Annotated in this window: 13 protein-coding genes; 6 read left to right on the forward strand and 7 right to left on the reverse strand. The window is 68.9% G+C overall.

Annotated elements, in window-relative coordinates; all coding sequences use genetic code 11:
• Positions 1-383: 383 nt before the first annotated feature.
• Together HUG12_RS21690 and HUG12_RS08665 are read right to left on the reverse strand one after the other, a co-directional pair.
• Complete coding sequence (locus HUG12_RS21690; RefSeq protein WP_246308167.1) at positions 384-641, reverse strand: four-carbon acid sugar kinase family protein; 258 nt, start codon at positions 639-641, stop codon at positions 384-386.
• Complete coding sequence (locus HUG12_RS08665; RefSeq protein WP_179268376.1) at positions 638-1,402, reverse strand: IclR family transcriptional regulator; 765 nt, start codon at positions 1,400-1,402, stop codon at positions 638-640. Before HUG12_RS08665 ends, HUG12_RS21690 begins: the two co-directional genes overlap by 4 nt.
• 321 nt (positions 1,403-1,723) lie before the next feature.
• Here HUG12_RS08665 and HUG12_RS08670 point away from each other — a divergent pair, with 321 nt between their 5' ends.
• The 4 genes from HUG12_RS08670 (at position 1,724) to HUG12_RS08685 (ending at position 5,470) form a co-directional block, all read left to right on the forward strand.
• Positions 1,724-2,593 carry a fumarylacetoacetate hydrolase family protein gene (locus HUG12_RS08670; protein WP_179268377.1) on the forward strand — a complete coding sequence of 290 codons (870 nt, stop codon included), beginning with the start codon at positions 1,724-1,726 and terminating at the stop codon, positions 2,591-2,593.
• Between the two features lie 1,204 nt (positions 2,594-3,797).
• Positions 3,798-4,262, forward strand: a complete 465-nt coding sequence (locus tag HUG12_RS08675; protein ID WP_179268378.1) for a MaoC family dehydratase — start codon at positions 3,798-3,800, stop codon at positions 4,260-4,262.
• Positions 4,263-4,304: 42 nt separating this feature from the next.
• Positions 4,305-4,901: a PH domain-containing protein gene (locus HUG12_RS08680; protein ID WP_179268379.1), complete on the forward strand. Its 597-nt coding sequence runs from the start codon at positions 4,305-4,307 to the stop codon at positions 4,899-4,901.
• Positions 4,898-5,470: a PH domain-containing protein gene (locus tag HUG12_RS08685; RefSeq protein WP_179268380.1), complete on the forward strand. Its 573-nt coding sequence runs from the start codon at positions 4,898-4,900 to the stop codon at positions 5,468-5,470. Before HUG12_RS08680 ends, HUG12_RS08685 begins: the two co-directional genes overlap by 4 nt.
• Positions 5,471-5,647: 177 nt before the next feature.
• Here the strand turns inward: HUG12_RS08685 and HUG12_RS08690 are convergent, their stop codons facing one another.
• Positions 5,648-7,447 carry an acyl-CoA carboxylase subunit beta gene (locus HUG12_RS08690; RefSeq protein ID WP_179268381.1) on the reverse strand — a complete coding sequence of 600 codons (1,800 nt, stop codon included), beginning with the start codon at positions 7,445-7,447 and terminating at the stop codon, positions 5,648-5,650.
• A 107-nt stretch (positions 7,448-7,554) separates the two neighbouring features.
• Here HUG12_RS08690 and HUG12_RS08695 point away from each other — a divergent pair, with 107 nt between their 5' ends.
• Together HUG12_RS08695 and HUG12_RS08700 are read left to right on the forward strand one after the other, a co-directional pair.
• A complete protein-coding gene (locus tag HUG12_RS08695) occupies positions 7,555-7,779 on the forward strand; it encodes a DUF2061 domain-containing protein (RefSeq protein WP_179268382.1) in 225 nt (74 codons plus the stop codon).
• A gap of 106 nt (positions 7,780-7,885) precedes the next feature.
• A complete protein-coding gene (locus tag HUG12_RS08700; RefSeq protein WP_179268383.1) occupies positions 7,886-9,820 on the forward strand; it encodes a S9 family peptidase in 1,935 nt (644 codons plus the stop codon).
• A 57-nt stretch (positions 9,821-9,877) separates the two neighbouring features.
• Here the strand turns inward: HUG12_RS08700 and HUG12_RS08705 are convergent, their stop codons facing one another.
• From HUG12_RS08705 to HUG12_RS08720, 4 genes are all read right to left on the reverse strand, one after another.
• Complete coding sequence (locus HUG12_RS08705) at positions 9,878-10,105, reverse strand: hypothetical protein (RefSeq protein ID WP_179268384.1); 228 nt, start codon at positions 10,103-10,105, stop codon at positions 9,878-9,880.
• A 48-nt stretch (positions 10,106-10,153) separates the two neighbouring features.
• Entirely contained in the window at positions 10,154-11,002 is an 849-nt protein-coding gene (locus HUG12_RS08710) for a class 1 fructose-bisphosphatase (protein ID WP_179268385.1), read from the reverse strand.
• Positions 11,002-11,817, reverse strand: coding sequence for a class I fructose-bisphosphate aldolase (locus tag HUG12_RS08715; protein ID WP_179268386.1), 816 nt, complete (start codon positions 11,815-11,817; stop codon positions 11,002-11,004). Before HUG12_RS08715 ends, HUG12_RS08710 begins: the two co-directional genes overlap by 1 nt.
• 96 nt (positions 11,818-11,913) lie before the next feature.
• Positions 11,914-12,540 carry a DUF7409 domain-containing protein gene (locus tag HUG12_RS08720; RefSeq protein WP_179268387.1) on the reverse strand — a complete coding sequence of 209 codons (627 nt, stop codon included), beginning with the start codon at positions 12,538-12,540 and terminating at the stop codon, positions 11,914-11,916.
• Positions 12,541-12,557 lie beyond the last annotated feature (17 nt).

Here is a 12,557-nt window from a genome sequence, read left to right on the forward strand (position 1 = left end):
CCGTCACAGCCCCCGGGTCGTCGATCGCCGAGCTGAGGTCAAGCGGACCACCCACTCCGAGGGGAGCGCGCCGACCTGCTCGAGCGTGACCGGGTTCGTGCTCTCGACGACGCAGAGGACGCTCCGCCTCCAGGTCGGGACGGAGGGGGGAACCGCCCGGGGCGGGTGACGGCGCCTCCACGTACCGTGCGAGTCCGGCGCCTCCGACGTGGAGGACCAACCCGTCCGAACGCGCCGCCCCCGTCGCCAGCGCGTCGAGGTACCGCTCGTGTGAGGCGTCGGCGACCACGATCGTACGGCCTGCGCGCTGCCGCTCGAAGGTCGGAGGTGACGGCGTCCGCCCCGACCGCGTCGAGCGCAGCGTCAACCTCCGCGACGAGGTCTCACCCGAGCGTCGAGTCCGTCTTCTTGTAGACGAACGGGTGGTCGCGCCCGTCGATCACACGAGCGACCGCGGTCGTGGCCTCCTCCGGGTCGACGTACCGGGAGTCAGCGTCGACGACGTGGACGTCCACGGGTCCCGGGGCCTCGCCCGTCGCGGTGCCGGACGCGGAGGCGAGGGTCCGGAGGCCGCGTGCGGCTAACTCGTGGCCCGTATCGGTCGCCCCGGTCGGGTCGTCGGCGACGACGCCAGCGATCACGAGTACGTCAGGTTGAGTTCGATGACGTTCGCGGCGCTCCGGAGGCGTTCGGCGATCTCCGATTCGAACGCCTCCCCCTTCATACGACTGGTCGGACCGGCGACGCTCACGGCGCCGATGGCGCGGTCGTCGGCGTCGGTGATGGGCGCCCCGACGCAGCGGAGGCCGGCGAGCCGTTCGCCGTTGTCCTTCGCGTACCCGCGCTCATGGATCGTGGCTAGCTCGGCTTCGAGTTCATCGCGCGTGGTGATCGTGTTTGCCGTCCGCGCAGGGAGACCCCACCGGTCGAGTATCTCGTCGACGCGTTCGTCGGGGAGGTACGCGAGGATCGCCTTCCCGAGCGACGTGCAGTGAAGGTTCACGCGCATCCCCGCGTGGGTGTCGAGGTTGACCGCCCGATCGCCCTTCGCGCGGAAGAGGTAGACGCCCTCGCCGTGTTCCTCGACGAGCAGGTTCGCCAGCTCCCCCGTCTCCTCGGCCAACGCTTGCACCTCGGGCTTGGCTACCTCGTAGATGTCCATCCGGTCGCGAGTGTGCTCGCCGAAGTCGAGGAACTTCAACCCGATACAGTACGTCTCGTCGTGGTTGATGACGTACTCGTGCTCGCGTAGCGTTCGGAGGTGGCTGTAGACGGTGCTCTTCGGGAGGCCGAGTTCGCCCGCCAGCTCGGTCACTCCGGCGCCACCTATCTCCTTCAGCGCCTCGAGGATTCGAAGCGACGTTCCGAGCGCCCCGATCGTGTTCGCGGTGTTCGGTTCCATGTCGTGAGCGTGACCATACCCACGATAATAAACGTTCGTTCGTGTAGGATGAACGATCTCCCCGTCATCGGGGTCGATACATCGACACCGCCGCACGGATTCGCCCCGAACGTGGTCAGGACGCTCACGATCGTCGTCCGCCGACTGCACGTATCGGCGTGACTCCGGGCTGATCGGACTGGGTCGCCGTCATGGGGGCCAACGATCGCGTACGGAGTCACACCGCGGCCGAGAACGCAACTCCTTCGACGGTCGGACTCGCTGAAAGACGCCGCCGGGTTCCGGGGCAACAATTATGTAGATTTGTTCGGTATCCGGAGCATGCGCTATTACGCCCTCGCGCGCCCCGAGCGGCGGGTTCTGGTCGCACGCGACGGTGACGATATCTTCGATCTGCCGAGCGCCAACCCCGACGTCGAGGGGTACTTCGACCTCGTCCGGGCCGCGAGGATAACGAATCAGTCCGTGGAGCGCGTCGCGCGCGGACTGCTCGACGAAGCGGAAGAAGTCGCACCCGAGGAACTGACGGGGCGACTCGGCCGGCCTGCGGTGCCCGAGGAGGTGTGGGCCGCCGGCGTAACCTACCGGATTAGCGAGAAAGCGAGGGAAGCCGAGAGCGGGATGCCCGACGTCTACGTCGACGTGTACGAGCGGGAGCGTCCCGAGTTGTTCTTCAAGGCCACCGGGAGCCGGACCGTCGGCCCAGGCGACGCCGTCGGCGTCCGCGAGGACTCCGCCTGGAACGTGCCCGAACCCGAACTCGGGATCGTCCTCCATCGGGGCGACATCGTCGGGTACACCATCGGGAACGACGTCAGCAGCCGCTCCATCGAAGGTACCAATCCCCTGTACCTCCCGCAGGCGAAGGTGTACGAGCGCTGTTGCTCCATCGGTCCCTGTATAACGCCTCCCGGCACCGTCGGCGATCCGCACGACCTCGGGATGGCGATGACGATCGAACGCGACGGCGAGGTCGTGTACGACGAGGCCACGTCAACGTCCGAGATGGTCGTAACGTGCGAGGAACTCGTCTCGTACTACACGCGTCACAACGTCGTCCCCGAAACGGCGGTTCTGCTGACCGGAACAGCCCTCGTTCCAGACGAGGATTTCACGCTTCGGAGGGGTGACGAGGTCCGCATCGAGATCGAGGGCATCGGCGTCCTGGAGAACTCTGTCACCGTCGTTTAGTACGGGTCTACTCGCCCGAAGGACCGATCGTCTCCTCGACTGTTACCGCCCGGAATCGCCGCGTATCGTTACCCCGAACGATCGCCGGTCGGTTGGCCCCTCCAAAGAGGCGGACTACTGTGTTCATCGTCGCCGCACGACGTTTCGACGGACGCGCGTCGGGTCGGGGCCGATGGAACCTAGAATTTTGCCGCCCTGCCGGGGTGCATCTCCGGCGACGGCGGAATGCGGGCGGCGCTATCCCGTTCGCTCCGTTCGGCTATACCGAATACAATCCGTTTCGGTCCGATTTTCATGACGCTTTTAGCGATGTAATCGCGACCCGGGCGGTCGCGTCAGTTCGGGACCGACCGGTCGTCGACCCGTCTGTTTGAACAGCGATCGGTTTCGAGCGGTGCCGGAGGGGTGTTCCCGGTCACGGATCGGATCTCCGGGGCGAACGGTGCCGGCGTCACTGGCGAAGGCTCGACGCCGCCTGCGTGCCCCGGAACAACCAGTTCAGGACACAGTAATTTCTTATTATGCTTCGACGCCGATCGACCGTGGCCTTGCGTCACGTTCGGATCGTGAACCGTGGTCGACGGCTCATCGGAAGACCACGGATCCGAACTGGTCAGTGAGCCGTGATCCGCAGCCGCGATCGGGGACGGTCCGGACACCCTCCTCCGACGAACCACGGAATACGGCCTCGACCGCCTGTCGCCGCCGAGTACGTTCGTGGGTCTCGCACGGTCCAACGAGGCGCCTCGGGAGCGCGGGGTCGGTGATCCGCAGCCGCGATCGGGGACGGTCCGGACACCCTCCTCCGACGAACCACGGAATACGGCCTCGACCGCCTGTCGCCGCCGAGTACGTTCGTGGGTCTCGCACGGTCCAACGAGGCGCCTCGGGAGCGCGGGGTCGGTGACCCGCCGATCCGCGTCGGTGAAGTACGGTCGTTACGTGGAGGAACGAACCGACGTGCCACCGACTCGGCGCCGGACACGACGAGTGAAACGGCGCTACGAAACATATTCGATCTTACACGAACTGGAACTATACAAGTGAATGCTATTTCGGTCGTCGATCGTGGCGCCGTCGAGTCGGGACCGAACGACGACTTCCGCCACTCCCTGCCGATCTGCCGTGACCGAATTCGTGGCATGCATCAGTCGCACCGTCCCCCTTCCCACAGGATTTTTGCCCCCGCCGTCGACCCACGCGCATGGCCGGGAAGTACTACGAGGAGTTCGAGGTGGGCGTGACCATCGACCACGAAAAGCGCCGGACGGTGAGCGAGCGGGACAACCAGGCGTTCTGCGACGTGACGATGAACCAGCAGCCGCTCCACCTCGACGCCGACTTCGCGGCGGACACGGAGTTCGGCGAGCGACTCGTCAACGGCATCTACACGATGGCGCTCGCGACCGGGCTGTCCATCCCGGACACCACCGACGGCACCATCGTCGCCAACCTCTCGTACGACGGGGTCCAGCACCCGAATCCGGTGTTCCACGGGGACACGATATACGCTCGCTCGACGGTGCTCGACAAGCGGGAGACCAGCGACGGGGAACGTGGGGTCGTCACGATGCGCGTCGAGGCGTTCAAGGTGGGCGACGGGGAGGACCCGCTCGTCTGCGAGTTCGAGCGAACCGTCCTGAGCCTGAAGCGCGAGCACGCGGCGTGATCGACGCGGGGGTTTTATAGTCGCCGTCGAAACACGCCGGGTATGTCGCCACCCTCCACCGCCGACCCGCGCTCGGACGAGTTCGACTGGCTCACGCTCGACCCCGACGAGGAGGTCGTCTGGAGCGGCATCCCGCACGTGCTCAGCATCGTCCCCGCGCTCGTCGTCGGCGTCCCGCTCTCGCTGATACTGGTCGGCATCCCCATCGTCGTCTCGGCGTACCTCGGCCGGAAGAACACGGAGTACGTGCTCACCACCGACGCGCTGTACAAGAAACGGGGGATCCTCTCGCGGGACGTGAAGCGCATCGGCTTCGAGAAGGTGCAGGACACCTCCTACACGCAGGACTTCCTCGGCACCCGGTTCGGCTACGGCACGGTCGAGATCTCGACGGCCGGCGGCGCGGGCGTCGAACTCAGCTTCGACGACGTCCCCGACCCGAAACGGGTGCAGGAACTCGTGAACGAGCGCATCCGTGCCCGCGGCCGCGGCGACGGCGAGACGAAGTCGGACGTGCTCTCGGACGTCCTCGCGGAACTCCGGGCGATCCGCGCCGCCGTCGAGGCCGACGACGGTGCGACCGACACGGCGGTCGCGGAGGCAGCGGACACGTTCGACTACCCCGATTCCGAGGAATGACCGACGCCGACGTTCCCCGGTCGCTGCCGCTCGCCGACGACGAACCGGTCGTCTGGAGCGGTCGGCCGCGGCTCTCCGCGGCCGGTCCTGCCGTGCTCGTCGGCCTCCTCGTCGCGACCGTGGGGGTGGCCTGGTGGGTCGTCCCCGCGGACGGGATGGCGCTGCCGCTCCCGGTGGCGGTCGCGGCGATCCTGCTCGGCGTCGCCATCCCGGCGGTCGCGCTGGTTTCGCTCGTGAACGTCCGCTACGCGGTGACCGACCGCGCCGCGTACGTCAAGCGCGGCGTACTCGGTCGGCGCGTCTCCCGGGCCAGGCTGGCGATGGTGGAGAACACCGCGTACAGGCAGTCCGTGACCGGGTCGCTGTTCGGCTACGGGGTTGTCGAACTGGAGACGGCGGGGACCTCGTTCGCCTTCCGGCGGGTCGACGACCCGGGGGCGGTTCGCGCCGTGGTGGACGAACGGACCGGCGGAACGGGCGACGAGGAGGGGGGGATTCCGGGTAGCCTCGCGGAGTGGCGGGCGGTTCGCGAGGAGGTCCGGGCGCTCAGGAGTGCGTTCGAGGGGTGAGTCCGGCGCCGCCGACCGGGTGCCGGGGCTAACGGTGCGAATTCTGGGGCGAACAGGCGGCAGCGGCGGCTACGCGCGGGACGGACTGCCGCACGACCGCTCGTCGTCCCGCGGTGACTGGTCAGCGCATGGGTGGGCTGGTCCCGGCCCCGTATTTGAACCTACGGGGCCAGGATCCTACAGCACCGTGCCGTGCTTCTTGTCGGGCACCGACTTCTCGACGTCCGCGTAGAAGTCGAACCGCTGGACCAGTTCCTCGCGGAGGTCGGAGGGCGGGACGATCTCGTCGATGACGACCTCGCTGGCCATCCGGTGGACGTCGATGTCGCGGCGGTACTCCTCGCGGAGTTCCGCCTCCCGCCGCTCCCGTTCCTCCTCGTCCTCGATGTCGTCCAGTTTGTTCGCGTAGACGGCGTTGATTGCGGCCTCGGGGCCCATGATGCCGATCTCGCCCGAGGGGAGGCCGATGACCGACTCCGGTTCGTAGGCGGGACCGCCCATCGCGTAGATGCCGGCGCCGTACGCCTTCCGCACGACGACGGTCTGTTTGGGGACCGTCGCCGAGGAGGTCGCGTAGATGAACTTCTTCCCCTTCTCGAGGATGGCGTCCTTCTCGACCCCCGATCCGGCCATGAACCCCGGCGTGTCACAGAGGTACAGCAGCGGAATCTCGTAGGCGTCGCACGTCCAGATGAACTCGGCGGCCTTCTCGGCGGCGTCGGGGAAGATGGCGCCCGAGCGCTGGGTCGGCTGGTTGGCGACGACGCCGACGGGCCGGCCGTCGATCCGGACGAACGCGGTGACGATCTCGGTCCCGTACTCGGGTTTGAGTTCGAAGGTGGACTCGGCGTCCGCGACGCGCTCGATCAGGTCGTGGACGTCGTAGGGGCGGTTCGGCGCCTCGGGGATGAGTTCGTCGATGCCGGCGGGCGAGCGCTTCGGCGGCTTCGACTCGCTCCGGGGCGGTTTCTCGCCGGCCTTGTCCGGGAGGTAGCTCATCAACCGGGCGACCAGTTCGCGGGCGTGCGCCTCGTCGCGGGCGACGAGGTCGGCGCTGCCCGAGTGCTTCGCGTGGACCTCGGGGCCGCCGAGCTCCTGCATGTCGATCTCCTCGCCGGTGACCATCTTCACCATCCGGGGGGAGGCGATCGCCATCGCGGACATCCCCTCGACCATGACCGTGAAGTCCGCGAAGACGGGGGTGTAGGCCGCGCCCGCGATGCACGGCCCGTACAGCACGCAGATCTGTGGGACGCGCCCGGAGAGCATCGAGTGGTTGTAGTAGTACTTGCCGATGCCCTCGCGGTTGGCGAAAAAGCCCGTCTGCTGGTCGATGCGGCCCCCCGAGGAGTCCATCAGGTAGAGCACCGGCTTCCCGTTCTTCAGCGCGCGCTGTTGCATCCGGAGGAACTTCTCGACGCCGCGGCTCGCCATCGACCCGGCCTTCACGGTGAAGTCGTTCGCCATGAAGTGGAGGTCGCGCCCCTCGAACTCGGCCGCGCCGGTGATGAGTCCGTCGGCGGGGACGCGGTCGGACTCGTCGTACTCCTCCACGTCGGGCGAGTCGGGGTGCCACGCGTCGAAGTGCGCGAACTTCCCGTCCTCGAACTTCAGCCCGCTCGAGCCGTCCTCGCGGTCGGCGTCGCCGGTGCCACCGGCCCCGCCGTCGCCGAACCAGAGGTCGAGTCGGTCGCGGACGAACAGCTTCCCCTGCTCGGGGAGCCGTTGCCTGTACTTCTCGGGGCCGCCCTGGAGGATGTCCGCGATCTCCTCGCGGAGCGCGACCTCGCGGTCGGTCATCCCCAGGTCGTCGGCCAGCGGGTACTCGGGTTCCGGCGCCGCCGCGGTGGCGGCGGGCTCCCCGTCCTCGCGCTCGCCCGCGATCACCTCGATGTCGACGCCGAGATGCTCCGCGAGCGCGGACGCGATCGCGCCCGCCTCCTCCTCGGTCGCCCCGGCGCCCACGTGGACCTTCATACGGAACCGTTGCGCAAGAATTGCCCTAAGGAGTTTCCATGCGAGCGCGCACGGGTCGACGGCGGGGGTACCCGAATCTTCTTGATACACCAGGTTGACGTAACCCTATGACGTTACGTGAGTCGGTCGGCTCGCGCCTCCCGCCACTGAGCCGTCGCCGGTCGCTGGTGAAGACCGCCGGCTACCGCGTGCTGATGGTGGTCGTGACGGTGGCCGTAGCGCTGCTGGTCACGGGGAACTTCGTCGACGCGCTGAACATCGGCGTCGCCGCCAACGTCGTGAAGACCGGAACCTACTACGGATACGAACGGTTCTGGGCGGGAATCGGGTGAGCCCGGGTCGGGGCGCCGGCGGCGCCGGCGCTCGACGTGTAACCGAGATTTCAGTACCACGCTCCGGCGAGGACTGAAGTCCCCCCGGTCGAACGGTTCGATCGAAATGTCGGACACCCTCCAGGAACTGGCGGAACTCCCGACGATGGCCCACCCGACGGTCGCGCCGGACGGGGACGAGATCGCGCTCTACTACGACGTGGACGGGCGGAACGAACTGTACCGGCTGGATCCGGAGACGGGCGAGCTAGTCCGGTGGAGCGACGGCGAGGTCCCCCGGAACGTGATCCACGGGATCGAGTGGAGCGCCGACGGCGAGCGGGTGTTCTTCCACCTCGACGATGACGGCGACGAGCAGAACGACGTGTTCGTCATCGACCGCGACGGCGCGGTGGAGCCGGTGATCCGGCAGGACGGGCAGGTCTCGCTCCACTCGGTCGGCGAGGACGGCGAGACGCTCCTGTTCGGCTCGAACCGCGACGGCCAGATGAACGTCTATCGGCACGACCTGCCGACCGACGAGACGACGAAGCTGACCGACTACGACCGCGCCGTCTGGACGGCCACACTCTCGCCGGACTGCGAGCAGGTCGCCTACGCCACGAACGAGTCTGACGACTACGACAACGTGGACGTGTACGTCGCGAACGTGGGCCGAAGCGCCACGGAGAGCCGGCCGGCGGCCGGCGGAGACGCCGACGGCTCGGACCCCCGGAACCTCGGGATCGGCGAGACCGGGGCCGAAGCGATCCCGGCCGACTGGCGCCCGGACGGCGACGCGCTGCTGGTGTCCGACAACACGCCCGGCCGCACCCGCGCCGGCGTCTACGACCTCGAGGCGGACGAGGTGACGTGGCTCGGCGACGGGGCCTACGAGGAGGAGCCGGGCTTCTTCATGCCCGACGGCGAGCGCGTCGTCGTCACGCGGACCCGCGGCGCTTCCGTCGTCCCCGTCGTCTACGACGTCGCGACCGGCGAGGGCGACGAGTTCGACGTCCCCGACGGCGTCGCGACGTTCGGCCGCGGCTTCGCGGGCGGCGAGTGGATCCTCGACGACGACCGGGTCCTCCTGATGCACACGACGCCGACCCGCCGGCCCGAACTCCTGGCGTACGACCCCGGGACCGACGAGTACACGACGGTGATCGAGGCGGAGTACGGTCCGTTCTCCCCCGACGACTTCGTCGACGCCGAGTACCTCACGTTCCGGTCTGACGGCGTCCCGGAGACCTCCCAGCGTGCGGTCGAGCACGACCCGTACGACGAACTGGAGATCGGCGCGATACTGTACGACTCGGGCGAGCGGCCGTCGCCGCTGGTCGTCAACCCGCACGGGGGACCACGCGGCCGTGACACCCTGTCGTTCGGCTACCGGACGCAGTTCCTCCTCTCTCGGGGCTTCTCCGTGCTGCAGGTGAACTACCGCGGCTCCACGGGCCGCGGGCGCGAGTTCGTCGAGGAGCTGTACGACGACTGGGGCGGGGCCGAACAGGGCGACGTCGCCGCCGCCGCCGAGCACGTGCTCGACGAACACGACTGGCTCGACGAGGACCGCGTGGTCGTGTACGGCGGCTCCTACGGCGGCTACTCGGCCTACTGGCAGCTGGTCCAGTTCCCGGACCTGTACGCCGCCGGGGTCGCCTGGGTCGGCGTCAGCGACCTGGAGGACATGTACGAGAACACGATGCCGCACTTCCGGTCGGAGCTGATGGTGAAGTACCTCGGCCACCCCGACGAGAACCCCGGCCTGTACGAGGACCGGTCGCCGTCGACCCACGCGGCGAACGTGGACGCGCCGCTGCTGCTCGTCCACGGCGTGAACGACCCGCGGGTGCCGGTGTCCCAGGCGCGCATCTTCCGGGACGCGATGGACCGAGCCGGGTTCGAGGCGGGCGAGGACTACGAGTACGAGGAACTCGGCGAGGAGGGGCACGGCTCGACGGACATCGACAACAAGGCCCGCAGCCTTCGGCTGCTCGACGACTTCCTCGACCGCCGCGTCGGGACCGCGTCGGCCGAGTCGGCGGCGGCCGACGACTGAGCGTCGGCCGGTCGTCGGGCCGGGTCACGTGCGCCGTCCCGGGCGTTCCCGCCCGCGCTAGTCGAACATCCGGTCGTCGAACTCCGGGATGTCGAACCCGCCGTCGCCGCCCCAGCCGTCCATCACCCGGCTCTGGTACAGCGCCATCGCGACCTGCGGGACCGCCTGGGGCGGGACGGGCGAGGGCTGGTCGAACGCCTCCTCGGTCCACTCGTTGTAGGCGTCGACCACGTCCATCGAGTCCTTGAACGAGCGGAGCATGAGTTCCTTGTACCGATCTCTCATCGCCCCGACCTTGGGGTGACCACGGGAATCGCTTTCGGGACGCGGCGACTACGCGAGCGCCGCCTCGAGCCGGTCGACGAACTCCCGGTTCCCGACGTACACGGGCGTCCGCTGGTGCAGTTCCGTCGGCTCCACGTCCAGCAGCGACCGCTCGCCGTCGGAGGAGGCGCCGCCCGCGGCCTCGACGATGTAGCCGATGGGCGTGCCCTCGAACTGCAGGCGGAGCTTCCCGTTCGGATTCGACTCCAGCGCGGGGTAGGCGAACACGCCGCCGTACGTGAGCACCTGGTTCACGTCGCCGATCATCGCACCGCCGTACCGGAGTTTCAGCTCCGACTCCACCTCGCGGGCGTACGACTCGAAGTCGGCGGGCCAGTCGGGGACGCGCCCGCCGAAGCCGTACACGACCGGGTCGTCGGGCAGTTCGACGTCGCGGAGTTCCTCGCGCGTCCCGTCGCCGGTCACGAGGTACTCGGTCGGGGTTCCGTCCCGCGCGACCGCCATCGTCGTGATGGGGCCGTAGAGGACGAAGGCGGCGGCGACGAGATCGCGCCCGGCCGCTGGGAGCGGCGCGTCGTAGACGCCGACGATGGTCCCCATCGTGTTGTTCGGCTTCAGGTTCGAGGAGCCGTCGAGCGGGTCGCAGGTCACCGAGAGCCCCTCGCCGACCTCGACGACGTCCTCTCGCTCCTCGCTGGCGTAGGCGCCGACCCCGTCGACGGCGGTCAGTCGCTCCTCCAGCAGGTCGTCGGCGTACACGTCGGCGTCGAGCACCGACTCGCCGGAGGGGTTCTCCGCGTCGAGGTACGAGCGCCTGCCGGCGAGGTTCCCGCGGACCTCCGGCGCGGTCGCGGCGACGGCGTCGAAGACGCGGGTGACGGCGTCGTCGCTCCCCATCAATCGTCCGCGACGGCGGCGCTGCCGGTCAGTTCCAGCGCCTCGTCGGCGCTCGCCTCCTCGTAGATGACGGCCTCGAGGGCGTCCAGTATCTCGACGGGGTTCTCCCGCTGGAAGACGTTCCGACCGACCGCGAGCCCCGCGGCGCCGTTCGCGATCGCGCTCTCGACGGTCTCCAGGAACGCCCGGTCGTCGGTCTTCGACCCGCCGGACATGACGACCTTCGCCGGGCCGGCCATCTCGCAGGCGTGGGCCATCGCCTCGCCCGACCCGGGGTACTTCACCTTCGCGATGTCCGCGCCGAGTTCGAGCCCCAGCCTGGCCGCGTACGCGATGGTGTCCGGGCTCGTGTCGTTCTTCAGCCCCTGGCCGCGAGGGTACGACCACATCACGACGCCCATGTCGTGTTCTCGGGCGGTCTCCTGGGCGTCGCGGAACTCCTCGGCCATCTCGACCTCGCCGTTCGAGCCGCCGTACAGGGTGAACCCGACCGCGTCCGCGCCGAGTTCGGCGGCGTAGTCGGCCGACCAGTTCACCGCGGAGTCGGGTTCGCCCATCCACAGGTTGGAGGTGCCGTTGAGCTTCGCGAGCAGGGACACGTCGTCCTCGTAGGAGGGGTAGTACGCCTCCGCGATCCCCTTCTGGACCGCGAACGCCGACACGGCGTCGTGGGTCGCGAGTTCCCAGACCGCCTCGGGGTCGGCGGTGTCCGGGTTCGGCTCGAAGTCCACCGGTCCGTGCTCGAGGCCGTGGTCGTACGCGAGGACGAGGGCCTTGCCGTCACGGGTTATGGCGTCGTCGGCGTGGGGAAGCATCTCGTTGAAACGTGGCCCGTCACGTCACATAAAGCGACCGGTGGAATCGGGGATGAAATTAACTCGAAACCGAATAGCGTCTTCGTCCCGTCCGACTCAGCCGAGGTACTCGTTGGCGGCGTCCCGGAGGTCGGCGACCCGGTCCACGTCGCGGTCCAGCGCGTCCGCGACCTCCGAGGGGTCGGCAGTCGAGAGCGAGCGGACCGAGGTGATGCCCGCCTCCGCGAGGTCGCCGACCGTCCCCTCGTCGACGCCGTCGAGCGCCGTCAGCGGGGTCGGCCGCGAGCGGTCGCGCCAGGCGGACTCGGCCGCGACGGGATCGCCGGAGCCGTCGGCCTCCGCCGCCTCCGCGGTGGTCCGCGACGAGGCCGCGACCCAGGCCTCCTCCCCGTCGTCGGCCTCCTCGGCCGGCGTGAGCTCCCGCTCGCTCCAATCGTCGGAGGCGGCGGCGACCCACGCACGTTCGGCGTCCCCCAGTCCACGGACCTGACTCGACCGGCGCCGGAGGTCGTCGGCGTCCTCCGACTCGAACGACCACGACAGCGAGTGCTCGCGGCGGATGCGCGCGGCGACGCCCGGGTTCACGTCCGCGTCCAGCAGCATCCGGAACGACACTGTCTTCTCTCGGATGCCGGCGGCGTCGAACGTCGCGTCGGCCAGCACCGCCGCCGTCGCCGGCCCGACGTACTTGATGTCGGTTGGGTCAGGGGCCTCCTCGGTCACGAACTGTCACCAGTTGC

This window comes from Halorarum salinum (assembly GCF_013402875.1).
GTDB classification, from domain to species: Archaea; Halobacteriota; Halobacteria; order Halobacteriales; family Haloferacaceae; genus Halorarum; species Halorarum salinum.

What these genes read in the sequence shown, in the direction of transcription:
- HUG12_RS08665 (WP_179268376.1), bottom strand. Translation starts at nt 1,402, where the DNA reads ATGGAACCGAACACCGCGAACACGATCGGGGCGCTCGGAACGTCGCTT.
- HUG12_RS08670 (WP_179268377.1), top strand. Translation starts at nt 1,724, where the DNA reads ATGCGCTATTACGCCCTCGCGCGCCCCGAGCGGCGGGTTCTGGTCGCA.
- HUG12_RS08675 (WP_179268378.1), top strand. Translation starts at nt 3,798, where the DNA reads ATGGCCGGGAAGTACTACGAGGAGTTCGAGGTGGGCGTGACCATCGAC.
- HUG12_RS08680 (WP_179268379.1), top strand. Translation starts at nt 4,305, where the DNA reads ATGTCGCCACCCTCCACCGCCGACCCGCGCTCGGACGAGTTCGACTGG.
- HUG12_RS08685 (WP_179268380.1), top strand. Translation starts at nt 4,898, where the DNA reads ATGACCGACGCCGACGTTCCCCGGTCGCTGCCGCTCGCCGACGACGAA.
- HUG12_RS08690 (WP_179268381.1), bottom strand. Translation starts at nt 7,447, where the DNA reads ATGAAGGTCCACGTGGGCGCCGGGGCGACCGAGGAGGAGGCGGGCGCG.
- HUG12_RS08695 (WP_179268382.1), top strand. Translation starts at nt 7,555, where the DNA reads ATGACGTTACGTGAGTCGGTCGGCTCGCGCCTCCCGCCACTGAGCCGT.
- HUG12_RS08700 (WP_179268383.1), top strand. Translation starts at nt 7,886, where the DNA reads ATGTCGGACACCCTCCAGGAACTGGCGGAACTCCCGACGATGGCCCAC.
- HUG12_RS08705 (WP_179268384.1), bottom strand. Translation starts at nt 10,105, where the DNA reads ATGAGAGATCGGTACAAGGAACTCATGCTCCGCTCGTTCAAGGACTCG.
- HUG12_RS08710 (WP_179268385.1), bottom strand. Translation starts at nt 11,002, where the DNA reads ATGGGGAGCGACGACGCCGTCACCCGCGTCTTCGACGCCGTCGCCGCG.
- HUG12_RS08715 (WP_179268386.1), bottom strand. Translation starts at nt 11,817, where the DNA reads ATGCTTCCCCACGCCGACGACGCCATAACCCGTGACGGCAAGGCCCTC.